Raw genomic sequence first — 24,505 nt, 5'->3', positions numbered from 1 at the left:
GGGTATCACTGAATTTTGATCGTTTCATGCAGAATCTCCTTCCATATACATTACGAGAAAATTCTACTTTTGACATCAATTATTTTTTGGGGGGATTACCAGATGACACAGTTATTTAAACACTACCTAAAATTTTGCCAGTGCGCCCTTGTTCCACTACATCGGGATCACAGGCCTCCCCATTAAGCAATTTAGTGAGCTCGGTGATTTTCTCGGTTTTGGTACGTCCTTGGCAAAAAAATAAATAATCATGGATACGGCGTTCAAACCAACGCTGCTCAAGCATTTTTTTATGCTGTATAAGCTTTTCTTTTTGATTTGGAGTCAGCTCGTAAGTTTTTAGTCTGGTGCTTGGTTGAGTTGTGGGTGCAGGTTTTTGAGATATGGTTCTACCACTATACTTCGCTGTCTCATCTTGAAATGGCACTGATTGTTTATCTACTAACTCAAGTTTAATATATCGGTTTGTTACAGAAAGAGTTGAACGTGAAGTAGTAGTAATTGTCAAAACAATGCTGGATAAATCATTGAATGTAGACAGTGTTGTTCTATCTGTATCACTTCGTTGAATATCATATTCCCAACCGAATCCTGTCTTTCTTCCATTATCACAAATGCAAATTTCTGACCATTCATTATTACATAAACTATAAAAAACATGCTCTCTATTTTCGTTAGTCCCCCATTTATAATAAACACGATTTTGACTGTCAAAGTAATAGTTAAACATCATGATTTTTCCAGCAATATAATTACTCTTTAGGATACTACGTTATTATTAACGTATCCTTAAGACGAAAAATCGTTTTTTGTCAACGTGATCCCTCCCTGAAAAACCGGACACCAACATTATGCAACCATGCCAAACTCGCCAGGTGTCTGAAATCCTAAAGTTGAATGGATGGTCAAAGATGGGGTTTCTCCCCGACGAATCATCAGTTACTTGCATCGATGGTGTATGTGGTGGGTGAGAACAGCAGCACACCGGTTATATTAGGACTTGCTTTTATGGTTTTTAGACTCGTTCTGGGATGAGCATGTGGCGGCTTAGGCCGCCAGGCTTCTTCATCGGCATGATCTCAATTCGCTCAAGTCCGAGAGGGTTGGTGATGATTATCCAGTGTCATCTGGTCTTCAAGTTGCGATTTGAGTTCGATAAAATCGTTTGCTCTTACTTGATATAATGCCTTCATGGCGGGCAAATCAAGTAACAGTGTCTGCTCGCTCGGCCCCGCAACCGAACCCGTGGCCACACCTAACGAGCACCGGCCTCTATATATTGCAAAATCAACCGACAGCTTAGAATCCCGGCTAAACCAATTTTCATTCTTGTCAATATACCAATTATAAACTTGTTTCGATGATTTTGGCTGTGAGATAAACTTAGGCGTAGGATGAAATGGCCTATCAGAGCAGTATTCATCAACAATATGCATAGGTAGTAGTTTTTGTGCACCACCAACCCCTTCTCGCCACTGCTTATCAATGGTATCCCAATTCTTAACCCCGGGCGCGTTGATTGAATCTACTTGCGTTTGCAACTCTTGAATGAGGGTGTTTTTGAAATCAAAATGCTTTTCAGTGATTGTTTTTCCATGAAGCCTATAAGTGACTCCGTCGGTGTTCACTTTGTTGTATTGAGCAATCAATTGTGCAAATACCTTTTTGCCCTCTTCATTACTTGGGATGCACGCAATCATTGCTGCCCACATGTGTTTATCAAGAGCCCACAGTGCGTATTCAAAAGGACTTACGTTCTCAAATTCCCGCCCAGAACAATCCTTAACGAAGCCCCGGTTAAAAATTAACTGGATGTCCTGCCTTAACATCGCTTTAACCACATCATGTTCCCCGCGTGTCACATGATGCAATAATTTACGAACATCAACCACCGGTTTAAACAAAGCCAAATGATATTTTGATGTCTGAGCTAAGTTTACTAAATCTCGGTTTGATAAATCTTGAGCCGTTTCAATTTTAAGGTCTGGTGGTAATTCATTAAACTTCTCGAATTTGGATTGCATACTTTCACCTTAATTCTATTCACTGGGGATAATTTTAAAAATGAATTATAAGTGAATTAATTGAAAATAAAAAGAGCTTTGTGACCTTTAATTAATCACAGAAGAGAATGCTCAGACATATCCTTACATTAATGCCAGGTAACACCCCTTGCAAGATTCTTATTAACGGCGCTTCTGCCAATCAGGAATGAAGTGGAAAAATCAGGGTGTTTTAATGGTTCTGCATTTAAGAGCGTTGATATCAACCAAAAGTCGGTGGGAATAATTTTGGGAGCTTATTAATCAAGCAGGTTTAATCGGTCTGGCAGAAATTGACTAGTTATTTATAAGAAACAAACGGTAAATCAACTCCAGACCATACCTCTTAACTGAAAAAAACGCTTGCGAAACAACCCTCCTTTAAAACAACGCAAATCTAAGCTTGATGAGCAGTCATGTCAATTAATTTATTCCAATCTTCTACAGTGAATTCGCCATGGAAAGAGCGCGAAGAGAAAAGTAATGAACTGCTATCCATCAAAACAAGATTGGAAAAGCTAGGGATATTTGGACAGGAGCCTCCTGCCCCGAGCCACGAACTAAAAAACCCAATCACATGCCCTTAATCATTATTGAGAAACCTGATTTTTAAATGGAGTATTAACAGTGAGAATCAAATTAGACGAATTAAAAAAAGCGCTGGCAATCAAACTACTTGGTCATGCTGAAAAAACCTGTCCTATGGAAAGGCGTAACGAAGGAAACGGCCGGTTTTTGGTTTATGAAGGAGATAAAGGGCTCGAAGGAGTGCTGTTCGACTCAAACAGGGAGCATTACAGACAAGTTGAAGGCTTTGATACAGTTAAATCAACGTATCAAAAAGAAAATTCGGTATTACTGTATAAAAACCCTAATGAAGAAGATAAAAAGCACCTTGTCGCTTTACTGAAGCTGGTTGCATCCGCTGAATACGGTGCCAATCTCTGGCGTGACATCAATCTATATCAAAACCAGATGCCAGGCTTTTGGCGCTTTTTTTCTGCGCTGCGCCCGCTAACCCTGGAGTTAAAAGACCTTTTAGAGCAATTTAAGCCAGAAGAGCTAAAGACAGAAGACGATGCCTGGGTAAAACATCTTTTGGAAACCTTAAGAGCCCGAATTAATGAGCTATTAGAAATGGTCAGGAAACTGCAACAAGACTACATGTCATTACAGCAGGAAAACACCAGGTTAAGAAAACAGGTGGATGCAGGAAAAATAAGCAAACAACATGCACAGCAACTCATTCAACAGCAGACAGAGCTTTTAATTGCTTCAAAGAATGAGCTTGTGAAGGAGATGGAGGGCTTAAAGGAAGAAAACACTGTGCTTCTTGAGCAGACCGAGTCTCTCAAACAATCGCTTGATTCAACTCATAATGAAAATAAAATATTAAGGGAGCAGCTGCTGACATTGCTGGATAAAATTGAGAACGACACTCAAAAATCAGAAAAAATGCTCACCCAATTCAACAAGACAGAGCGGCTTGATGCCTTATCAAGCACCAACTCCAGCGCCCCTACCGTCCAGGAGTTAAATGCCCAATACAAGCGATACCGCCAACAATCAGGCCCCTCTACCTCGCATCGTTCGCATGGCTTTTGGAAAAAATCAACCAGCTGTGACGACCTGTTCAGCAACAGAAACCACACCCCTTCTTTCCCTTAAATCTATTCTTACGCATTTGTCCGCTGCCCTGCCAGCGGACAACCCATGACTGAATTTTTTTCTTCAATAGTATCTGAGGGTTAGCCCTAACTCCTGTTTTTGCACTTTACAAGCCCTAAAACTGCTTCTATTATTGATTTTGTAACGAATTCAAAATGAGGCATAAAAATGGTTAAAGGGGGACTCAGGGCAGGTGCTGGTCGGCCAAAAAAATTCAGTGAAGAAACCAAAGTGCTACGGGTTCCCTGCTCCAAAATCAACGAAATCCTTGCGTTTATCGACAGCGGCAAATCCTGCACAATCCCCTTGTATTCAAGCAGTGTCCGTGCAGGCTTCCCCTCCTCCCCTGCTGATGACTACATTGAATCGCACCTGGACTTAAACACCCACTTAATCAAACACCCGGCATCGACTTTTTTCCTGATTGCTTCCGGCGATTCAATGACCGGTGCCGGCATTCAGTCAGGCGATATGCTCATTGTCGATAAAAGCCTTGAAGCAGGCCATGGTAAAATCGTGATTGCGGCGATTGATGGGGAGCTCACGGTAAAACGGTTGTCAAAAAAAGAAGGGCGCGTGGAGCTGCTTCCTGAAAACAGTGCCTACCCCGCCATTGATATTACCGATGAACAGGATTTGGTCATCTGGGGCGTTGTCACCCACGTTATCCATAGGGCAAGCTAGTATGTTTGCCCTTATCGATTGCAATAATTTTTACGCCAGCTGCGAGCGGCTTTTTCGCCCCGATTTACGCACCACGCCGATTATCGTCTTAAGCAATAATGACGGCTGTGTTGTCGCACGCTCCAATGAAGCAAAAGCGTTAGGAATTAAAATGGGCGTGCCCTTTTTTCAAGTGAAAGCACTTTGACTGGTCGCAAAATGATTCTTTTGGTTCAAGCGAAAACCTTACAGACTAATATGCAATTTATCAGATTTATAGCACCCCAAAAAGGCTGCATCCTTGCAGCGAAGCACATTCCCTGTGCTGGTCCCTAAGCGACGTCCTGTCAGACTAATCCTTGTCATCCCTGTATATGTTTCAGTATATCTGGTCTGTGTCTTATGTCATTGAGGAAAGCGCTTTGCAGTTTGTAAGAAATATCTCAAAGAGAAGGAGGTTTTTTCTCCAGCAAGACCATTCAGGCGCAAAACAATCACTCCGCGCTCAAATAGGTTTTTTTAAATCAAATTATTGGCAAGGGTAGGCTGTCGTTTGCGGAATCCTCTGCTGATGGAGGGTGGCTTGTTGCCTCCTTTTCTGAAAAGATTGGAGAGAATAAAGGAGGCGGAACGGCCGGATTCTCTTGCTGCAAAGAACTGCCAACTCCATCCTGAGCCAGATTTGCATGCCTGCTGGCTGAAAGGTTGTATCCATCAGCAAAGGTTGGATTATCTTCCAGGCTAGTCAACAGGGAGCTTAGTCTGGCACCGATCTTTTTTACAAGGTATGAGGTACTGGTATACACCATCGCCGGTAACAGCAAGATAGCGGCAACCCCTATTGCAGCAGCCGAGGCAATGGCGATTGGTCCTGCTGCAAGGGGTATCAAAAAGAAGGTTAGTAACAGATGGGCGGCTATCTCTCCTCGCCAATGGTGGTTTTGAAGTTGGTTTGTTGAAGAAAAAAAATCCACAATTTTTGTCGCCAGAGCACTGCCTGCTTTGATCGAACCGCCAAGGAGCATAAATGGAAAGGCGGCAATTAAAACCGCAACTATGAACACAGCGGCAATCAGACTACCAATACAGATAAAGGGCAAACACAAGAGGGCCAGCAAACCGGTGATTAATTTTTTTAACATTAGGCTTTGGCATATAGACTATATTGCCCAATATTATAGCAGGTTGTTTCTTTAAAGTAATCGATAACCCTGATGTTATACCTGAGTTATCGATATAGTGAATTAGTAGTTCAAGGTGGTTTGGTATTCTTCGTTGAGCTTTTCTTGAGAAGACTTCAGGGAAGAACGTTCAGCTAACCAGCTGTTGCGGCTATTTCCGGGATTCACAACCTGCCCTGATGTAAGCCGTTTTTTTTCTGCCTGCTCGCCAAAGATTCGATTCATTTCCTTAAAGAGATTAAGGTTATCATAGGCCACAGCGGTTAATTGTTCCAACTGTTTGGCAATTTGACCTAAATGGGCCTCGGGAGAATCAGCCAGTCGTTGTGCGATCCCTTTAATATCAGTAAGGTGTTTAGTCACTAGCACCGGAAACTGATGATACAGGGAGGGATTAAAATCAGCGCTGATGAATGCCTGACAGGGAGTATCGCTATTTAATGTGTCGAGCTGATCTTTTAAAACGCAAGCTTTTCCCAGTGCTTCAGCAAATTTTGTATTGGAAAATGCCTGAACATTAGGAAATAATTTTCTTCTTCCTTCCAGGGACAGATTGCTAGCCAAAGCAGAAGCCAAAGGGATTGCATGGGCATCAGCCAAGGGATGAAATTGATTAAATAAATCTACGTTTTCTTCCAGCAGTTCACAGGAATTTCCACCGTCCGGATTTAATATTGCGGTAATAATTGCGGCTGTCTTCAGGGCTTGCCCCAGTAAATGGATAAAGGATTTAGGGGAGGTTTCTTTTAGCTGCGCGAGTTTCTTTTGCAGAAATTCCACTCTATCATCAGGGCATTGCAAAAGAATCTTTGTCGCCAAATTAATTTTCTCTTTCGCTGACAACTGCTCCAGCTCTTCATAATTTTCTGCTAAAGAATCGCCATCTTCTATTAAACAGACAAACGGTTTTTCCATTGCCAGTAATTCTGTTTTGGTATACTTAGACATCCTAATCTCCTTATTAATGCCTGTTGATTAATGGTTGGTCGTCAATAACTGTTAATCCCCGCTGTAATTCACGCTTAATATTAGATATTGTTTATACTTAAGATTAAGAACACAAGTTTGGAATTTTGCAGCGAATTGACAACAGGCCTGCAGAGTCAAATTTACTTCGTGTTACAGGCATTATCTATAGTAACGAAATCAACCTGGGATGCAATGCCAAATGAAAGACTTAAAGTTTTATTTTAAAAAGACGACTATATTAGGGCGTGTTGCCTGAAAAAAATAATAAGGAGTGGGCAATGTCTAAAAATCACCTCTTGCAGGATCCTTTCCTGAATGAATTGCGAAAGGAAAAAATCCCGGTATCCATTTTTCTGGTCAATGGAATTAAGTTGCATGGCGTCGTTGATGCGTTTGATCAGTATGTGGTGATGTTAAAGAATTCCGTCACCCAAATGGTTTACAAACATGCCATATCAACCATAGTGCCTTCACGGATGGTAAAAATACCCTCTGGTGAGCAAGAAGGAAATGTGGCAGACTAGCGGCTCTTTGATGATTGGTTTACTTACCGGAATCTAGCTTTGTTTGAACGACCACAAGCCGGCGAACGCGCCATCCTCGTACAATTGGCGCTTCCTGGTGTTGATGCTGAGAAAGCATTAGCCGAATTTAAGGAATTAGCCGTTTCGGCACAGGCCGAAGTGATGGCTTGTGTCCTTGGAGCTCGTGCTACCCCTGAAGCCAAATATTATGTAGGTTTGGGGAAGGCTGAAGAAATCAAGGAACAGGTGGAGGCCTGTCAGGCAGAGCTGGTGCTGGTTAATCATGAACTTTCCCCTTCCCAGGAAAGAAACCTTGAACGCCTGCTGCAATGCAGGGTTGTGGATCGCAGCGGATTGATTCTTGATATTTTTGCCCAGCGCGCTCGTACATTTGAAGGAAAACTTCAAGTGGAATTGGCTCAATTACAACATCTGTCCACCCGTTTGGTACGTGGCTGGACTCACCTTGAACGGCAGAAAGGGGGAATTGGTTTAAGGGGGCCAGGTGAAACCCAGCTGGAAACCGACCGCCGCTTGCTGCGCGAACGGATCAAGTCGATTAACAAGCGCCTGGAAAAGGTAAGAAAAAGCCGTGATCAGAACCGTCGCGCCAGACAAAAAGCAGACATGCCGACCGTTTCCCTGGTTGGTTATACCAATGCCGGAAAATCTACTTTATTTAACCGTTTAACAGGCGGGCAAAGTTATGCCGCCGATCAACTCTTTGCTACCCTTGATCCTACCATGCGGAAACTGGAGTTACCCGGAGCCGCCTCCGTCATCCTAACGGATACGGTGGGCTTTATTCGTGATTTGCCCCATCACCTGATTGAAGCATTCCGAGCCACTTTGGAAGAAACCCAGGAGGCTGATTTATTAATTCATGTGATTGATATTGCTGATCCTCATTGGCGGGATATGGCCTTTGCTGTACAGCAGGTACTGGCTGAATTAGGGATTAAAGACATGCCAGTTATCCAGGTATTTAATAAAATCGATCAAAAAGAAGGTTGGCAAGCCAAACTGGAAAAGCAGGACGATGGTTACAAGGTATGGTTGTCCGCAAGAACAGGCATCGGTATTAATTTGCTACAAGAAGCAATTGCCAGCCAATTGCAGGGGGCAATTTTTGAAGAAGAAATTTCCCTGGATGGCAAGGACGCCAAATTGCGTGCCCAGCTTTACCAAATCGATGCAGTACTTGCCGAGACACCTGAAGAGGATGGCGGTTGGCGTTTAAAAATAAGGTTGACCCAGGCACAAAAGAAACGTTTGTTCCCTAATCGAGAGATTGAAAATCCCTGACTTAAGAACTCGCTATTGCCTCATTGAGGCTGGCTAATGTTTGCGGGCCATAGAGTGTTTTGCTTAATTTCCCTTTTGGATTGAAGATAAATGTCGCAGGAACACCTGGAATATCGCCTAACTGCAGTAGCCTGGCAGGATCTTCTTCCAGACTTGGATAGCGGATATTGTATCTTTTAACCAGCAGAAGCTGCTCCTCCAAAGACAACATGTCGTAATTTACCGCAAATAGAGCCAGCTGTCCTTTTTTATGCTGATAGAAACGGTTTAATTCGGCAATTTCATCAATACAGGGCTGGCACCAGCTTGCCCAGTAATTAATAAGCACCCACTGACCTTTCAGGCTATCAAAAGGTATCTGCTTGCCATTTAGCTCCTTTAAGACAACCCCTTGTGCCTGCACAGCGTTAACTAGCAGCAAACTCAAAATAAGAATGGATTTTATACGGTTCACAGTTAACCCCGTTTCAGTAAAATCCTGATTCTAGCATATTCAATTAAGAGTGAGGTAATGAGGTGATTTGCCGATGCCACCCTCAATTCCTGCGGTTAGTAGCGCAGGAATTGAGGCCAAAGCGTTATCACCGAAGATCAAAGGCTAACTGAGAGTTGGTCTGAGTGAATTTTTAAATTCATTATTTTCAACACGGTGCCCAGGCTCTGAAGTCCATATCCCCTGGTGAGTTAATTCTTTAGCCAATCCATCCCTGGCAGGGGTGCGCCAGTTGGGCAATTGAATAGAGGATACTTCTGGGGAGCAGGGGGGTACAGGCAGCGATTCTCGTTCGGGATTTAACCGTCTTTCCTCCGCTTCAATACGCAATAATTCCCTGGCGGATAAGGGCAGCAGTTCTCCACTATAGATAAATGGCAACAACCGAAGTTTTGCAACCAGAGCAAAGGCATGCCACTTATTTTTTATTTCTTGATAACCGTGGTCCTTGGGGGCTTCACCAAGCGATTTAATCGCCGAGGGTGAGAGGGTATGAATTTCGTTAAGCTGTTTGCGGCAATAAATCTTATTGTCTTTGCCGAGGATAATCAGAGGCTGAGGCTGGCGATAGTTGTAATCAATATCGGGTAAATGCTCAAGGCCACCATAATTTTTTTGCGCGGGGATAGCCTCGCCCCCTAATACAGCAGTCAAATCCTGAATTGAACTTTGCATGCCGGCAAGACAGTAGTTTTTATTAAAGTAATTCATGCAGCCATTAAAATCCCCGTCTCCCCGGGCAGCAATCGGTGCTTCTGTTGGCTGCGGAGTAGGATCATAGGGCTTCTTCGTATAAACCCCTATGCGGTTTAATTCATTATGCAGATCATTAGCTAAAATGCTGCCCCAGGTACCAAAGCGCTCTGGTAATAAGGTGCGTAAATCCCCTACCATTGACATATGCCCTGAAGCAAAATGATCTGAATAATAATGAAATACAAATAATTCAATAAGAAAAGCCAATGCCTGATAACGGTGAGCCAACTCTCCCAGGGTATCAGGGGATATTCCAGCTTCTTTTTGTATGGTATCCAGTAGGTCAAGCAACTGCTGGCTGGTGGGTTGATAGTGGTTGTCTTTAGCTAATCGTTTCAGCTCACAGGCCATCTGCGCGTAGCCCAGTGCAAGATGATGCCCAAGCGTATAAACGCGAACAGACCAGGGGGTAAAATGAGTCTGGTTGCGATTTAACATTTCACCATAGTCTTTAACCCGCAGGAAGAACATTAATTGCTTCACATAATCATTTAAGAGGGTTGAAAAAGGAATATAGGTGCTGCCGTCAATTTTGTAGATTAAATTAATATTTTTTCGACTGACATCAACGGAGGCCAGATTATTATAAGCAGCAATAAGAGCCCGTTCTTCACTCGCCTTCACCAGCTGATTGATAAGGTAGTCACCTAAAGACCCTGCCGTCTTATCCGCCAAATTTTTCTCAAAATTGGAGCAACTGGGAAGATCCAGTTTCATATTCCAGTTGCGGTCGGTAAAAAAATCGCCCGCCATGGCGATAATTTCTCCGGCAGACATTTCCAACTCCAATGGCTGAGGTATCCCCTCTTCAGAACAGCGCTGTAATTTCAGGTACAACGTCCCTTGCTCATCGACCCTTAAATAAGGATTGCCTTCAATATTTTCAAAACGTAATGCATTGCCTAATTCCGTATGTTCTTTAGTATCCACAGGAACTCTCCCTTTCCTTGGGTTATAATTAAAGATATAAAATTTTAGAGTAGTTAATTTTTTTATGTTTAACAATATTTTAATTTTGCAGTATGCTTATTTTTATTTCTGCTGAGTAGGGCTCATGGATGATATCCGGGTTGAAAAATTACTGACAGGTACGTTGATGCGCGAGGGAGCCGGGGTAAAGCTTCACCGCTATATTGGCAGCAGTCAACAAAATGAATACGACCCAATTTTGTTGTTTGATTTTTTTGATAGTGATCAACCTATGGATTACCTGGGTGGATTCCCGCAGCATCCTCACCGTGGCTTTGAAACCGTAACTTATATGCTAAACGGTCAGATGCTCCACCGGGATAATCATGGTCATCAGGGAGTGATTGGTCCCGGAGATGTACAATGGATGACAGCCGGACGAGGAATTATTCATTCGGAAATGCCAAAGCAGACTGAAGGACGCTTAACCGGGTTGCAATTATGGTTTAATTTACCCGCTGCTAAAAAATGGTCCTCCCCACACTATCAGGAGTTTACGGCAGCGCAATTGCCTGTGGAAACCCATGACTCGGCGATAGAGATTAAAGTCATCGCTGGCAAAACAGACAAAGGAACGGCCTCCCCTATCCAGGGAATTGCTACAGCCCCCCTGTTTTTTGATATTAGCCTGCCTGCAGGGCAAGCCATACAGCAATCTATCCCTGCTCATCATCAGGCAATCCTTTTTGTCCTCTCAGGAAGCTGTCTTGCAGGCAATCAGCCTGTTCATTCAGGGGTGCTTGCAATTCTAAGCCCGGGAAATAAACTAGTTTTAAAAGGGCTGACTGAAAATGCCCGCTGCCTGCTGATTGCCGCAAAAAAACTGCAGGAACCCGTTGCCTGGTTAGGGCCTTTTGTAATGAATACCCAGGCAGAAGTATTGCAGGCATTGGATGATTATCGAAATAAGCGATTTTAGTTGAAGCTATTCAACAAGTATGGAGAGTTTTATTGCTAAGGAGAGAGTGATGGCAAAATTATTAGTCCTGTATTATTCCAGCTATGGCCATGTGGAAACAATGGCAGAAGAGGTCGCAAAAGGAGCCGCAGAAGTGGAGGGGGTTGATGTAGTGATTAAGCGTGTGCCGGAAACCATGCCTGAAGAGGTAGCGAAGAAAGCGGGGGTTAAGTTAAACCAGAAGGCGGAAATCGCAAAACCTGCCGAAATGAAGGATTATGATGCCATTATTTTCGGCACCCCGACTCGTTTCGGCAACATGGCTGCTCAAATGCGCAACTTTCTCGATCAAACCGGAGGCATGTGGATCAACGGGGATTTAATCGGTAAAATTGGCAGTGTTTTTGTCTCCACTGGTACTGGCGGAGGCAATGAATCAACCATTTTATCATTCTGGAATACCCTGATGCATCATGGGATGATCCTGGTCGGGACCCCCTATTCAGAAAAGGGGTTGACTGATCTGAGTGCGATGCGCGGTGGCTCCCCCTACGGAGCAGGAACCATTGCTGGTAATGACGGCAGCCGCACTCCAAGTACGGTAGAACGCCAGATTGCACGTTTCCAGGGCAAGCATGTGGCAGGCATTACCAGGCGATTATTTGGTTAAACCTGTCAACGATGCCTTCAAAAGGATTAAATTCAAGCCAATTGTTGTGGTTTAATTTCCACGATAAACTATAAAAAATAGACAACAAGACTTATTTATAGTCACCTTGGTGTTTGCTGGGGCAGCATAAATAATATATAATCTTTACTTTTTTGCTGTTATTACGACAGAAATCAACAATCCTAACAAATAACTGAGGGCGTGATGGCCATCACTGTGATAATTTTTGTAGTTTTGATTTTAACCCTGGTTTGTGTGGCTGCCATGTTTTACGGTCTGGCCAAGCAACCCGCGATAAAATTATCGTCGCTGGACTATATAAAACTCTTTTTTAGCGGAATCGTTGCTTTTATTGCCGACACCCTCGGAATTGGCAGCTTTGCTGTAAATGTAACCCTGGCTAAATTGCTTGGTACTTTTCCTGACGATGAGTTGCCCGCCGTTAATAATGGTGCCCAGGTAATACCAGGCACCATTGAATCCCTCTTCTTTATGCAATTGGTTGATGTTGATCTTGTCACCTTGATGACCCTGGTTTCAGGTGCCTGCATTGGCGGTGTAATAGGTGGCAATGTAGTCAGCCGTTTAAGCAAGCAAGCCATCCGCCTGGCAATGGTATGCTGCTTTATAGTGATTATTGGCTTGCTCGTTTGTCATCAATTACATTTAATGCCGATTGGCGGTGATCTGGTTGAACTGCACTCCTGGCGGCTGGGGATTGGCTTTTTCGCCATGATCGTTTGTGGTGCATTGACCTCGGTTGGAATTGGCTTGTTTGTGATGGTTCAGGGGGTGTTGTTTTTATTAAATGTCTCTCCTGTGGTTGCCTTTCCTATCATGACAACCGCCGGAGCCATGCAGCAACCCTTGACAACCCTGGTTTTCGTTCAACAAAATAAAATCCCCCTGAAGAAAACCCTGATCCTCAGTTTTGCAGGTTGCATTGGCGTTTTTATTACCTTGCCCCTATTTACCCAGTTAACTATCTCCTGGTTGCATTCTTTATTACTGGGTATTTTAATTTATAATCTTTACGCCATAGGCCGCACATATCTACAGTCTCGCCCACCAAAACCCAGACATGGAGCGCAGGTATCATTTATTACCGATTAACCTGGTTCTGGAAAGCATTAAAGATGATAAAATCAAACTATAGTTGGATAAGCTGATAATTTGGCTTGGGTAGTAATAAAAAGGGTTGATTTGATGGAAGAGCCAAAAAGTAAATCACAAAAAAAGCGCGACGCAGAAGCCTTGCAGAAAATAGGGGTGAAGCTCATCGACTTGAGCATGACAAAGCTTGATAAGTTGCCTTTGCCTGCAAATCTGCGTCGGGCAGTTATTGATGCGAAAACGATTAAAGGCCATGGTGCAATAAGGCGTCAGGCACAATTGATAGGAAAGCTGATGCGGGCGGCAGATGGTGAAGCAATTGCCGAAGCCTACGAGACGGTAATTGCAGAAGATGCTGCGCAAACCGTAGCATTCCATGAACTGGAGCAATGGCGAGAGCGTTTGATTGATCAGGGAAAAGAAGCACTTACCGAATTTATCAATCATTATCAGCCTCAGGATGTACAGCAGTTGCGGCAATTAGTTAAAAAAGCGGCCGATGAAAGGAATACCCAAAAGAACACGGGTGCTGCAAAAGCATTATTCCGTTTTTTAAGGACATGTCTCCGATGAAATACGCTCTGTTTGTCAGCTGTCCCAAAGGGTTGGAATATCTTCTTGAAGAGGAACTGAAGTCCTTAGGCTTACATGTTACCCAGGTAAGCCCTCAAGGCGTTTACGGGGAGGCTGAACTGGCTGTCGTTTACCAGCTTTGTCTCTGGTCAAGGCTGGCTAACCGAGTGCAACTTATACTCTTCAGTGGCCAGGCCCATAATGAACAAAGCCTCTACCAACTTTGCAACCAATTTCCCTGGCAGACGGTATTCACTGCCGATAAAACTTTCTCCATAGAATTTCATGGCTCCTCCTCCCATATCCGCAATTCCATGTTTGGCGCGCAGGTAGTAAAGGATGGGCTTGTTGATCACTTTCGCCAATTTAAGGGCTTACGTCCTTCCATTGAACGATCAAAACCGCAAATCCGCCTGCATGCGCACTTGAAGCATGATGTGGTTACGGTAAGTCTGGATTTAACCGGTTACAGTTTGCACCAGCGTGGTTATCGCACACAAGCCGGAGAGGCACCCTTAAAGGAAAACGTTGCTGCAGCCATGTTGATTCGTGCCAAATGGCCACAGTTGGCGGCCAAAGGCTATAGCCTTCAGGACCCTTTCTGTGGAGCGGGTACTATTGTGATAGAAGCGGCAATGATGGCAAGCCAAATAGCGCCTGGATTATTGCGTCATGATCAATCGCTTGCACACTGGGTACAACATCAGCCCTCCCTGTGGGAAAAAGTCAGAACCTTGGCGCTACAGCAGGTAAAACCCCTTAAAGTTAAATTAAAGGGGACTGACAGTGATCCAAGACTTATCAAGATAGCCCATGCGAATGCTGAACGTGCCGGGGTGTTGCCTTTAGTGGAGTTTGCGGCCATGGAGGTAAAAGATTGTCGTCCTGATTACGAACAGGGCTTGATTGTCTGCAATCCTCCTTATGGTGAACGCTTAGGTGATGCAACACAGCTGGTGCCTGTTTATCAACAGTTAGGGACTACTTTATATACTCATTATCAAGGTTGGCAGGCAGCGGTTTTAACATCCAACCCGATGTTGGCAAAAGCCCTGGGGTTGCGTGCCAGCAAACAATACAGCTTATACAACGGACCCTTAGAGTGCAAATTATATTCGGTGATCCTTGGCGCTGAAAATCAGTTAAAAACCGGCAACATCGGTGCCCTCTCATCGGGAGCGCAGATGCTGGCAAATCGTTTGCGTAAAAACCATCAGCATTTACTGAAATGGGCCAAGCGTAACCACATCAGCTGTTACCGTGTTTACGATGCGGATTTGCCTGAATATGCCTTTGCGATAGACATTTATAATGATCATGCGGTTCTGCAGGAATATACTGCTCCAGCCTCTATTCCTGCGCACAAAGCTGAAAAACGTAGTCTTGAAGTAATTCAGGTTGTACCCCAGGCATTGGGAATTTCCCCGGACAAGCTTGTTGTTAAGCAGCGAAAACCTCAAAAGGGCAGTAAGCAATATCAAAAATTACAGCAAACCCGGCACACCATGACGGTCACTGAAGGGAATGCACAATTGCAGGTAAACCTGTATGACTATCTGGATACAGGGCTGTTTTTAGATCATCGTCCATTACGTTTGCGCTTTGCCCAATTAAAGCCAGGGACGCGATTCCTTAATTGCTTTTGCTATACAGCAACTGCCAGCGTGCATGCTGCTTTGGCTGGCGCGATGACCACCAATGTTGATTTATCCAAAACTTACTTAAAATGGGCAGAAGATAATTTCAGGCTTAATCATCTTGATTTATCCAAGCATCAGTTTGTTCATTTTGATTGCCTGGAATGGTTAAGGGTAGCCCGTGATCGGTTTGATGTGATTTTTTTAGACCCTCCTAGCTTTTCAAATTCAAAACGCATGACAAAAACGCTGGATGTCCAACGGGATCAGCTATTGTTAATTGAGGCTGCCATGCGCTTATTAAATCCGCAAGGCATATTATACTTTTCAACCAACTTTAGACAATTCAAGCTTTCCCCGCTAATTATGGAGAAATATGATGTTCGCGATATAAGCGCTGAAACCATTGATTTCGATTTCAAACGCAGCAAACGTATTCATTATTGCTTTATGATTAGCAAGAAGATCTAGGTTCTGTGCCCTTATCTACTATCTAGGCCAAAAAGCCTTGATTTTCTGCGCTCCGATGCTCACATACTTCTATGTATGCTCCGCTTCGGTGCTCGCCAATCAAGGCTTTTTGACTCAAGCTCGCGATAAGGGCACAGAACCTGGTGCCTTGACAAACCTTTTGAATGGAAAATAAATCCATTCTACTGCAGTCTGATTCGAGCTTATTTTAAGTTCAAAATATAGACAGTTGTGGCGAATTTTGATACAATTGTCCCTTATTAAATGAACATGGAAATACAGTATGAGCAGAAAACATCCCCTCTTCCCTACCTATGAAGAAGTCAAGAAAAATCCTGATTTAGCACGTTCCGATCATTTGCCTGTCCTTAGTAAAGTGCCTCTTGGGGAGCAAGAGTCATTAAACATTGTTTCGCTTAATATTTTAGGCGGTGAAGGTTGTTCTGGTGTTCATCCGCGCCGAATGGAGATCCCTGAGGGGCACACGTTATTTCGCTACCAACAGATCGCTTCAGGATTAGGCTACAGTATTAAAAAGCATCAAGTCGATGTCATTTTGCTACAAGAAGCTAATCAAGCTATCGTACCCTGCCTAGAGGAGGTATTAGGAAACGATTGGGATATCATCATTGACCGTTTCGGGGTCATTAGCTGCTATAATAAAAAGCGGTTGCAATTACAGCAGAGCGCTGAAGATGAAATATCAAGAATACGCTCAATGACGTTTACAGACAAGAAGTCTGGTTTTTCTATAGACGTGCATAACATATGGGGAAACTACAGCCCTTTTCCTCACTATATGGAAGAACAATATCATTCAGTATTAACCAAGACTGAAAGTGACATCTCAGTCATTATGGGGGATACCAATTCAAGATTAGCCCCACCTGCGGATCATCGTAAAAAGAACCTTACCACAGGTATCGTACCGCCTGTCATTGCAGCAGCTAACGGGCTTTCTGACGAGATACAAATCACAGACCATCCTGATGGCGGTTTTTACCGTGATAACAGCGGAAGCATTCATCAACTTTCCATAGAGACCCTGGATTTTGATACCGCAGAAATTGTCATCGACGAGCGGAATGAAGCCGAGGCTGACGTATGGCAAGAATACAGAATGGTGATGTGCCTGGATGATTATTATCAAAAAACGGCGATTATTGACGGGAAAACTATTTTTGACTACGAAAACTCACTTAAAGAGGGTTTTGGTGATGAGACGCTGGTTGTGCGCATGGCCAGCGACAGTTACAACAATAAAGCTATCGCTATTCGCTTTCCTAACAGGTCACCTGTTATTGCAGCGATAAAGAGAGAATTTGATGACTTTCAGTTTGAAACTATCAACTCTACAGATCCTCGAGAGGGTGGTCAGCTTTTTTGCTGTGTTTTTGCGCCTGTAGATAAAATAGACTTGTTGCACCAGGCCCTACAAACAGCCATGTTAAAACATCAGGTAGCTCAAAAAATTAATACGGAAACTTCAAGGTTATCGGTACGGCGCTGGTATTTAAGGGATGCTTCTGAAAAAATAGCCAGTCTTAATGCCTTGAAAGACCAAATAACAAATACCCCAGCAAAGAGTACAAAAAAGGATATTTTACAAATTATTAAAAACTGGGAAAATGAGGAGCCTTCATCAACTGTGCTTAGTGATAAAATTAAAAATAACAATCAATTAATGGATGTTCATCGTAATATCCTTCCCTTTTTCTCCCCTAAATTTACCAAAACTCATGATACACTGCAGTCGCTAAAGGAAGAATTAGGCGATAAACCAGGCATAGAAGCCAAAATGTAGTGTCATCGTATTTTCATGGCTCAAAAGACACCTTGAGCCATGAAAAACCAGCTTCCAGGTTATTGTCAGAGGGTATCGTCTGGTGAGTTATTGGCTTCTGCTGCATCTACCGGAAGATTGACGCCGTAAATCTGCTGCTGTAGCTTTTTCATGCGGTCAAATTTAAAAAATAATTCGGCGGTAAGAAACAAGGGAGCAACTAATGCCTGCCAGAAATTTACCAGTAAAGCCGGGCGCTTTCCTTCCAGGTAATGGCCTGTCAACTGCAATACCCAACCTAAAATAAAAGTAACCACAAAGGTCCATAAAGCATAGCGTGTGGGACCTGCAGCTGTAATGATATCAGCTATCCATAATAAAAAAATGAGAACAGGTGTGAGAACCAAAGCCAGGCGCCAATTGAGGAAAAAATAATAAACCAGCAATACAACCGTTGCTATGCTCGAAATCGTAGAGTCAAATACTCCGGGAACCATAAGGTGAAAAAAGCCTAAAAAAATCAGCAAGGAAAATATGATTAAAGGTACACCAGCCAGATGGGTATAAAGTGTAAATGGTTTCTTATGGTATTCGGCATAAAATTGAGCTTGTTCAACAAATGATTTCATCTTCTCAATCCTTGAAAGTTAGGTTTGATTATCAGGAACTAATTATTAGTAGTTTAGTTCGGGAAAGTAAAGATTAAAAGCCTTAGCAAGCCTTCTTCTTAAGGTTTCAGGCTGTTGTTATGACACACTTATTGTCCTTAAAAATGAATTTTAAAGAATCTGCGGTCATAAGTATAACAGTTCCAAAAGAATCTTTTACTTCCTAGTTCTATATGGATGCGCAGCATGTCAAGGTTGGCAAGTTGCGGTTGCCTGTTGATATGGCACACACGATAAACGCCGCCAACAAAGACAAAATGATAACCATCGATTGTTCCTTGATAGTCCCTTGGGAAGCTGTAATACTCACCATGAGGCTGCAGCAGTAAAGGCTTGCCGGTAAGTAAAATTCTGTTTGCGAAGTTAATTGGGCTGAATAATATTAACAGAAGAGAAAACAGGCTAACGATAATTGTTCTCATCCCATCTCCTTTTTAACGCCCTGCTCAGGGCGCATCCTCAATCAAGTTTTCCAGTACAGTCAACTGATGTCACTTTGTGTTTTAATTCGTTAAATAGAGCTTGCTATTCCCTCATTCAAACACAAAATGACATAATCCATTTTTTTCCTCAAAATTAATTGAGGGTATCTCCTGATAATTTATTATTTATTTAAAGTATAGTACTTCTGTTAAACACTCCTGCGTATTGGCAATACATTCACAATCCCCATGACTGAGGAAAAATTACCAATCACTGTAAAAAACGATTGTAACCGGCACTTTGAATCAGCTATCCAATATCATACCCAGAGCACCAATGATGCCGGATATTCATGTATTTCTGCCTTACAATTTTTCAAAATTAAGCCGATACTATAAATATCCCCCTTGACAGGATGAGTCTGATGAAAGAAATGCATTATGCTTACAAGGTAACCAGTCAATCTTCCGGTTTAATTTGCACACAAGCCGAATTTGAAGAGGATAAGATGCTGGATTTGCTAAAAGATATTGTAAACACTGGCTCGGAAGGTATTTATTGGATCTTTAAGCAATTAGAAAATAACCCCCGGGAGCCTCTTTGCATTATTGATTGCTACCACAACCGTATCTATTACCATTATTCCGGAGAGGTTGAGGATATTGATTTAATGATTAAAAAATTAAGCAAGTAACTGTTGCCATCGGAGTGCGACTTTCTTAAATAATTAAAACAATCTCTATAGGTCGAAAGTCCATTTGCCTAACAGGAACAATACATTTCCTGCGTGTCCGGAACCTGGGATATAGGTAGCCGATAAGGTCAGGTGACGATAGTTAAGTGAAATCCACGGCAGAACGCCAGGAAAAGGGACATTATTAAAGATATCAGGACGCATGGTAACTAAAATCGTATAGCCGGCACCAAGGCGGGTGTTTGGCCCCAAGTGGGCAACCTTAAGGAAAGCATAACCTGCAGCCGGCTCCACATTTTTATGCGAATCAAGAAAAGCAATAGCATAAAGACCATGCCAGTCGCCGTCTTCATCATAAAGCCCCTTTCCTAATCCTCCGCCCCAGGCCAGCTCATTATAACTGTCGACCTTATCCCTGGGATAAGTAAAGCGGTTATGCCAGGCATAGCCTGAAACATAAAGCTCATTGTTTCCTTCATTCCAAAGCTGATGCAGACGCCGACAACCTGACTGAAACCAGGGGGGCCAGCCTGAACAGGCTTCTTGAGAATTTGCGAAAGAAATACTCGAAAATGTTAATAAAAACAGGCTAATAAAAAAATTTTTCATTAAATTTCAATAGAAGCGCCATTATTCTGGCATAGTTTATGCTAAAGGAACTTATCAATTGCCGGGTTGGTCAGCGTTAACTAATCTACCCAAGAGAATACTAACATGGACTTATTTCGCAAAAAAGCGGTTAATGAACTTAATCAACCAGGCGCTATGCATTTGGCGAAATGCCTCTCCGCGCTCGATTTGGTTTTCTTGGGGATTGGCGCAATTATTGGCGCCGGTATTTTTGTAATAACTGGCGTGGTTGCAGCAACCCAGGCAGGGCCTGCGATTATTCTATCCTATATTGTGGCAGGGTTTGCTTGTGCGTTTGCAGCCTTATCCTATGCTGAATTGGCTGCCTCAGTGGGCGGATGCGGCAGCGCCTATGGTTATGCTTACATGGGGTTTGGTGAATTCATTGCCTGGATTGTCGGCTGGGATCTCTTACTGGAGTATGCAATTGCAGTTTCTGCTGTTTCAGTAGGCTGGAGTGGTTATTTTAATGATTTCTTGCGCTCAATTAAGATGGGCTTGCCCACTGACTTGCTCCATGGTCCAGCCAGTGGCGGGTTATTCAATTTATCCTCTTTTTTAATTGTCATTATCCTGGCAGCCTTGTTGGCCTGGGGGGTAAAATCCAGTTCGCGTTTTAACAACCTTATCGTGCTGGTAAAATTATTGGTCATCCTTTTGTTCATTACCATCGCATTGACTGCCGTGGAGCCTGAAAACTGGTCTCCCTTCCTGCCCTTTGGCTGGAAAGGCGTTGTCGAAGGTGCCTCGCTAATCTTTTTCGCATACATTGGATTTGATGCCGTCTCTACAGCCGCTGAAGAAGCCATCAATCCACAACGTGACCTGCCCATTGGCATTATTGGTTCCTTACTTGTTTGCACAAGCATTTATATCGTCGTCTCTGCCCTGTTAACTGGCATCACCCATTATTCAACCCTAAATGTTGCTTCTCCTATCAGCCACTCTCTCCTGTTGCTGGGACATAAACTGGCAGCCGGTTTGGTCGGGGTTGGCGCGATAGCAGGGCTTACAACGGTTATGCTGGTCTTGTTCTACGGGCTTACCCGGGTATTTTATGCCATGTCCCGCGATGGTTTATTGCCGCGCTTTTTTGCTACCACCAATTCCCGCACCAAAACACCTGTAAGGATTATTGTATTATGTGCCATAGTGATGTCATTAACCGGAGCATTGGTGCCCATCGATGACCTGGCAGAATTAGTTAATGTAGGCACTCTTTTTGCGTTTATCATTGTTTGTACCGGCGTGATTGTTTTGCGCTACACTCATCCTGATTTGCCCCGTCCATTTAAAACCCCATTGATGCCGGTTATTCCTGTTTTGGGCATTATCAGCTGCGCTTACCTCATCATGAACCTGCCTTGGATAACACTGCTGCGATTTACAGCATGGATGCTGGCTGGGATGGTAATCTACTGGGGTTATAGCCGCTTTAACAGTGAACTGAACTTGCAAGAAAACAGCTAATTTAAATTGGCTGTTTGATTTCAAACCTTTCTTGCATTCTCAATAGCCTGTCTTCAGGGAACTCAATTGAACAAGGTAAAAAACCGGATTAGCATCTGCCATCTCTTGTTAGGAATGGTTGAAAAACACCACCATCACACCACCTTAACCTATGGTGAATTAGTGAAAATATTTGGCGAGCAGGCGTTTGGTTTACTCATTATTCTGTTTGCCTTGCCAAGTGCCTTACCTGTTTCCATTATTCCTGGATTTTCCTTTATCTTCAGCTTGCCAATAATCTTCATTGCATTTCAGATTATTATCGCCAGACAAGCGCTGTGGTTACCCAGCAGGCTGGCAAATCGAACATTGGATTTTAAGAAATTCGCTGAGGTTGTTAACAAAACAGTGCCTTACCTAAAGCGTATTGAACAATTGCTAAAACCGCGTTGGCTATTCTTTACTTTACCCATTATGAACCGCTTACATGGACTGACCATGCTCGCTTTAAGTTTGCTGCTCCTCCTGCCAATCCCGTTTAGTAATTTTATATTTGCTTCCCTGATTATTTTATTTGGCTTGGGGATTGCTGAAAAAGATGGGGTTATCCTGGCATTTTCTTATTTGGCAGTCCTATTGTACGGCTTATTTCTTGTAACAATGGCAGGAGGAATAATCCACTATATTATTAGTGGATAGGAAGTGTGTCACCGCAGCGGCAATTTATCGCAAGACAGCTCCTATGTTCCAGTAATTCTATTGACAAGACCTGCTCTGGCAACGAGGAGAAAGCAATTAATCATTATCAAATGTAATAACTGGTGTGCGTCATTAGCTTAGACGTTTTTTGCATCAGTTTTTTAATCAAAATCGGCAGCTCTGCTGCGCCGGCATTTTTTGCCACCTCGGCATGGTGCGCCTCGTCTTCATACATCTGCTCTAGTATGGCCTTGGTTTTTTCATCCCCTGGAGGTAGTTTTTGCAGATGCCCTTGCAGGTGTTGCAGCACTTGCAACTCGGTTTCAGTGACGAAACCAAGACTCCAACGATCCCCTATCAGTCCTGCAATCAGTCCAAGCGTAAGCGAGCCCAGATACCATATTGGATTGAGCAAACTGGGCTGGCTGCCCAACTCCTGTAATCGCCCTTCACACCAGGCGAGATGGTCAATTTCTTCAGCAGCAGCATCTGCCATTTTCTGTCTGATACCCGGAAGCTGAGCCGTTAATGCCTGTCCCTGATAAAGCGCCTGCGCGCACACCTCACCAGCATGATTGACCCGCATAAGGCCCGCTGTGTGGCGCTTCTCACTGGCAGTCATTGGTATCTCTTCCATTGGCTGGGCAGGGGAGGGTCTTGCTGTCGTGCGTGGTTTTGGGGGGAGCAAGGTGCGTAAGGCGGTATCCAGTTCTCCCAATAGATTATCTAGCAAGCTAAATTTACGCATTATAATGTTGGCTGGTTGATTTAGCCCAATAGTAGCTTGAATGAAGTCAAGATTAAAGCAGCAATAGTTCTCGGGTGCTATTATTTAATAGAGATATCGCTGAAAGGAATAAAAGATGACTATTTTATCCAAAGAAGCTTTAGAAAAAATCACAGAGGAGCGCGCTGCTTGCAAGGAGGAGGAGGCAGAGGATATCGAAGCGTTATTCAAACAAATCGATAAGACTCAGGAAAAGGAAGCAGATGAGGAATATAATCCCTTTGCAGAGGGAGAATTTGAGTCATTTAAGCCTGACAACGAGTAAATCCATTGATATTTATTTGTTCATGACAGTTTTGTATCTTTTTTTGTGCAAAATGGATTATAATTGACCTAAAATAATTATCAACATGGACTCTGCATGTATCCTCTGTCCCCCAAAATATGGACCAATTGGTTTAGCTTTCTCCTGACTCAAAAAACAGATGTTATCTCTTCAGTCCCCCGGGAAATCCTGTGGTCCATTTTTAGTTATTTACAGCTTAAAGATATCAAGGCTGTTAGCCAAACTTGCAAACTGCTGAACAATTATGCCAACACCGCACCTTACTGGTCTTCTTTTTTTTCTCCCAGGGTCAAACTGCCTGCTGGTATTGCAAATTATCGAAAGTTATATCAGGAAATTTACCGGCGAATCGAGTTTATTTTTAGTGAACAGCAAAGTAACTACAAGTATTTTCTTGATAAGAATCTTATCAAAATTAATGATATTGCTGCGATGATTAATACAAGTATCTTGCCTGAAAGGGGACAGGAAGTATGCATTATTACCGGTGATTATGTAGATGACACTGATAAAGAAAGCTTTAAAGAAAATTATGCTTACTTTTCCTCCATGGATCGTAAGAACCAATGGGAGCCTCCTTTTAAACTACTCCAACCCGGGAGCGTGCGGCGCTCAAGGCTTCCGCAGTTTAAACGGAACAAGGGCGATTTAATCGCCATTGTCATTCAATCCACTGATGAAATTGAAGTGAATGAAATCCTTAAGGATCTTAATGAAACTTATACCAGTTTACCCTTTGTTTATGTTTTAGGGTTTAACAATTCTAATATGAGGGTAGAAAATATCCGTTATCCCATCATGCACTTGATTAATATGTGCTATACGCTGAATGGCTCAATGAAAAACCCTGCTTTTTTAAAGGCCTGGAGTGAACTGGTAATTTCCCTGGCAAGGCTTGGCTGTGCGAAGAAAAACCTGGCCAACCTCCGTTCAGAACCTGTAGAACCTGATATAAAAAAGATACCACTGCCAGTTTGGGAAGATTGCTTAGGAATCGCGGCAAGGCAAGCATCGCCCTCATCGGACTGCAGTATCCTGTAAGGGAAGATGGCTCCTTGCTATCTTCCTCGATATTAGGACGTATCCTTCCAGATCGCTTGCGCATTCCCAATTGTTCTCTGTCAGATTTGTCTTTTACTTAATGAGCAAAGCCG

25 protein-coding genes and 1 pseudogene are annotated in these 24,505 nt (G+C 43.2%); 16 read left to right on the top strand and 10 right to left on the bottom strand.

The window, feature by feature from the left end; all coding sequences use genetic code 11:
* Positions 1 to 115: 115 nt before the first annotated feature.
* Positions 116 to 733: a hypothetical protein gene (locus E1O65_RS02400; RefSeq protein ID WP_133132002.1), complete on the bottom strand. Its 618-nt coding sequence runs from the start codon at positions 731 to 733 to the stop codon at positions 116 to 118.
* 355 nt (positions 734 to 1,088) lie between these two features.
* The gene (locus E1O65_RS02390) at positions 1,089 to 2,024 is read right to left on the bottom strand and encodes an F-box protein (RefSeq protein ID WP_133132001.1); all 936 of its coding nucleotides are present in this window, start codon (positions 2,022 to 2,024) and stop codon (positions 1,089 to 1,091) included.
* A 645-nt stretch (positions 2,025 to 2,669) separates the two neighbouring features.
* Here E1O65_RS02390 and E1O65_RS02385 point away from each other — a divergent pair.
* The 3 genes and pseudogenes from E1O65_RS02385 to E1O65_RS02375 all read left to right on the top strand — a co-directional run.
* Positions 2,670 to 3,710 (top strand): hypothetical protein, encoded by a 1,041-nt coding sequence (locus E1O65_RS02385; RefSeq protein ID WP_133132000.1) that lies wholly within the window; start codon positions 2,670 to 2,672, stop codon positions 3,708 to 3,710.
* A 168-nt stretch (positions 3,711 to 3,878) separates the two neighbouring features.
* Positions 3,879 to 4,394 carry a translesion error-prone DNA polymerase V autoproteolytic subunit gene (gene umuD, locus E1O65_RS02380; protein WP_133131999.1) on the top strand — a complete coding sequence of 172 codons (516 nt, stop codon included), beginning with the start codon at positions 3,879 to 3,881 and terminating at the stop codon, positions 4,392 to 4,394.
* A 1-nt stretch (position 4,395) separates the two neighbouring features.
* Positions 4,396 to 4,572 (top strand): annotated as a pseudogene (locus E1O65_RS02375) (DNA polymerase V, subunit C); the annotation flags it as partial.
* A 325-nt stretch (positions 4,573 to 4,897) separates the two neighbouring features.
* Here E1O65_RS02375 and E1O65_RS02370 read toward each other — a convergent pair.
* Both E1O65_RS02370 and E1O65_RS02365 read right to left on the bottom strand, forming a co-directional pair.
* A complete protein-coding gene (locus tag E1O65_RS02370) occupies positions 4,898 to 5,515 on the bottom strand; it encodes a hypothetical protein (RefSeq protein WP_133131997.1) in 618 nt (205 codons plus the stop codon).
* Between the two features lie 102 nt (positions 5,516 to 5,617).
* Positions 5,618 to 6,502, bottom strand: a complete 885-nt coding sequence (locus E1O65_RS02365) for a hypothetical protein (protein ID WP_133131996.1) — start codon at positions 6,500 to 6,502, stop codon at positions 5,618 to 5,620.
* Between the two features lie 299 nt (positions 6,503 to 6,801).
* On the opposite strand from E1O65_RS02365, the gene hfq reads away from it, so the two are divergent.
* On the top strand, positions 6,802 to 7,047 hold the full coding sequence (gene hfq, locus E1O65_RS02360; RefSeq protein WP_133131995.1) for an RNA chaperone Hfq: 246 nt from the start codon (positions 6,802 to 6,804) through the stop codon (positions 7,045 to 7,047).
* A gap of 39 nt (positions 7,048 to 7,086) precedes the next feature.
* A complete protein-coding gene (gene hflX, locus E1O65_RS02355; RefSeq protein WP_133131994.1) occupies positions 7,087 to 8,352 on the top strand; it encodes a ribosome rescue GTPase HflX in 1,266 nt (421 codons plus the stop codon).
* Position 8,353: 1 nt separating this feature from the next.
* Here hflX and E1O65_RS02350 read toward each other — a convergent pair whose 3' ends face one another.
* Positions 8,354 to 8,797: a TlpA disulfide reductase family protein gene (locus E1O65_RS02350; RefSeq protein WP_242601518.1), complete on the bottom strand. Its 444-nt coding sequence runs from the start codon at positions 8,795 to 8,797 to the stop codon at positions 8,354 to 8,356.
* A 153-nt stretch (positions 8,798 to 8,950) separates the two neighbouring features.
* Entirely contained in the window at positions 8,951 to 10,531 is a 1,581-nt protein-coding gene (locus tag E1O65_RS02345) for a type IV secretion protein Dot (protein ID WP_133131992.1), read from the bottom strand.
* Positions 10,532 to 10,655: 124 nt separating this feature from the next.
* Here E1O65_RS02345 and E1O65_RS02340 point away from each other — a divergent pair, with 124 nt between their 5' ends.
* From E1O65_RS02340 to E1O65_RS02315, 6 genes are all read left to right on the top strand, one after another.
* Positions 10,656 to 11,489, top strand: a complete 834-nt coding sequence (locus tag E1O65_RS02340; protein ID WP_133131991.1) for a pirin family protein — start codon at positions 10,656 to 10,658, stop codon at positions 11,487 to 11,489.
* A gap of 49 nt (positions 11,490 to 11,538) precedes the next feature.
* Positions 11,539 to 12,138, top strand: coding sequence for an NAD(P)H:quinone oxidoreductase (wrbA, locus tag E1O65_RS02335; RefSeq protein WP_133131990.1), 600 nt, complete (start codon positions 11,539 to 11,541; stop codon positions 12,136 to 12,138).
* Positions 12,139 to 12,342: 204 nt separating this feature from the next.
* Positions 12,343 to 13,251 carry a TSUP family transporter gene (locus E1O65_RS02330; protein ID WP_133131989.1) on the top strand — a complete coding sequence of 303 codons (909 nt, stop codon included), beginning with the start codon at positions 12,343 to 12,345 and terminating at the stop codon, positions 13,249 to 13,251.
* Positions 13,252 to 13,344: 93 nt separating this feature from the next.
* Positions 13,345 to 13,824 (top strand): ribosome biogenesis factor YjgA, encoded by a 480-nt coding sequence (gene yjgA, locus E1O65_RS02325; RefSeq protein ID WP_133131988.1) that lies wholly within the window; start codon positions 13,345 to 13,347, stop codon positions 13,822 to 13,824.
* Complete coding sequence (rlmKL, locus tag E1O65_RS02320; protein ID WP_133131987.1) at positions 13,821 to 15,932, top strand: bifunctional 23S rRNA (guanine(2069)-N(7))-methyltransferase RlmK/23S rRNA (guanine(2445)-N(2))-methyltransferase RlmL; 2,112 nt, start codon at positions 13,821 to 13,823, stop codon at positions 15,930 to 15,932. Before yjgA ends, rlmKL begins: the two co-directional genes overlap by 4 nt.
* 283 nt (positions 15,933 to 16,215) lie before the next feature.
* Positions 16,216 to 17,736, top strand: a complete 1,521-nt coding sequence (locus tag E1O65_RS02315; RefSeq protein WP_133131986.1) for a hypothetical protein — start codon at positions 16,216 to 16,218, stop codon at positions 17,734 to 17,736.
* A 65-nt stretch (positions 17,737 to 17,801) separates the two neighbouring features.
* Here the strand turns inward: E1O65_RS02315 and E1O65_RS02310 are convergent, their stop codons facing one another.
* Positions 17,802 to 18,344 (bottom strand): Mpo1-like protein, encoded by a 543-nt coding sequence (locus tag E1O65_RS02310; protein ID WP_133131985.1) that lies wholly within the window; start codon positions 18,342 to 18,344, stop codon positions 17,802 to 17,804.
* A gap of 137 nt (positions 18,345 to 18,481) precedes the next feature.
* Positions 18,482 to 18,805: a hypothetical protein gene (locus tag E1O65_RS02305; protein WP_133131984.1), complete on the bottom strand. Its 324-nt coding sequence runs from the start codon at positions 18,803 to 18,805 to the stop codon at positions 18,482 to 18,484.
* A 425-nt stretch (positions 18,806 to 19,230) separates the two neighbouring features.
* Between E1O65_RS02305 and E1O65_RS02300 the strand changes: the two genes are divergently transcribed.
* A complete protein-coding gene (locus E1O65_RS02300) occupies positions 19,231 to 19,500 on the top strand; it encodes a hypothetical protein (RefSeq protein WP_133131983.1) in 270 nt (89 codons plus the stop codon).
* Positions 19,501 to 19,545: 45 nt separating this feature from the next.
* Here the strand turns inward: E1O65_RS02300 and pagP are convergent, their stop codons facing one another.
* Positions 19,546 to 20,109: a lipid IV(A) palmitoyltransferase PagP gene (gene pagP, locus E1O65_RS02295; protein ID WP_133131982.1), complete on the bottom strand. Its 564-nt coding sequence runs from the start codon at positions 20,107 to 20,109 to the stop codon at positions 19,546 to 19,548.
* A 105-nt stretch (positions 20,110 to 20,214) separates the two neighbouring features.
* Here pagP and E1O65_RS02290 point away from each other — a divergent pair, with 105 nt between their 5' ends.
* Both E1O65_RS02290 and E1O65_RS02285 read left to right on the top strand, forming a co-directional pair.
* Positions 20,215 to 21,600: an amino acid permease gene (locus E1O65_RS02290; protein WP_133131981.1), complete on the top strand. Its 1,386-nt coding sequence runs from the start codon at positions 20,215 to 20,217 to the stop codon at positions 21,598 to 21,600.
* Positions 21,601 to 21,666: 66 nt separating this feature from the next.
* Positions 21,667 to 22,278, top strand: coding sequence for an exopolysaccharide biosynthesis protein (locus E1O65_RS02285; protein ID WP_133131980.1), 612 nt, complete (start codon positions 21,667 to 21,669; stop codon positions 22,276 to 22,278).
* Positions 22,279 to 22,384: 106 nt separating this feature from the next.
* On the opposite strand, the gene coq7 is transcribed toward E1O65_RS02285, so the two are convergent.
* Positions 22,385 to 23,026 carry a 2-polyprenyl-3-methyl-6-methoxy-1,4-benzoquinone monooxygenase gene (coq7, locus tag E1O65_RS02280; protein WP_133131979.1) on the bottom strand — a complete coding sequence of 214 codons (642 nt, stop codon included), beginning with the start codon at positions 23,024 to 23,026 and terminating at the stop codon, positions 22,385 to 22,387.
* Between the two features lie 115 nt (positions 23,027 to 23,141).
* On the opposite strand from coq7, the gene E1O65_RS02275 reads away from it, so the two are divergent.
* Positions 23,142 to 23,330, top strand: coding sequence for a hypothetical protein (locus tag E1O65_RS02275; RefSeq protein ID WP_133131978.1), 189 nt, complete (start codon positions 23,142 to 23,144; stop codon positions 23,328 to 23,330).
* 96 nt (positions 23,331 to 23,426) lie between these two features.
* Positions 23,427 to 24,392: an F-box protein gene (locus E1O65_RS02270; protein ID WP_133131977.1), complete on the top strand. Its 966-nt coding sequence runs from the start codon at positions 23,427 to 23,429 to the stop codon at positions 24,390 to 24,392.
* The last annotated feature ends 113 nt before the right edge of the window (positions 24,393 to 24,505 follow it).

The sequence above is a fragment of the Legionella sp. W10-070 genome (genome assembly GCF_900640175.1).
GTDB lineage: Bacteria > Pseudomonadota > Gammaproteobacteria > Legionellales > Legionellaceae > Tatlockia.
Note: the sequence above shows the minus strand (reverse complement) of the source record. Positions and strands in the feature narration are given on the sequence as shown.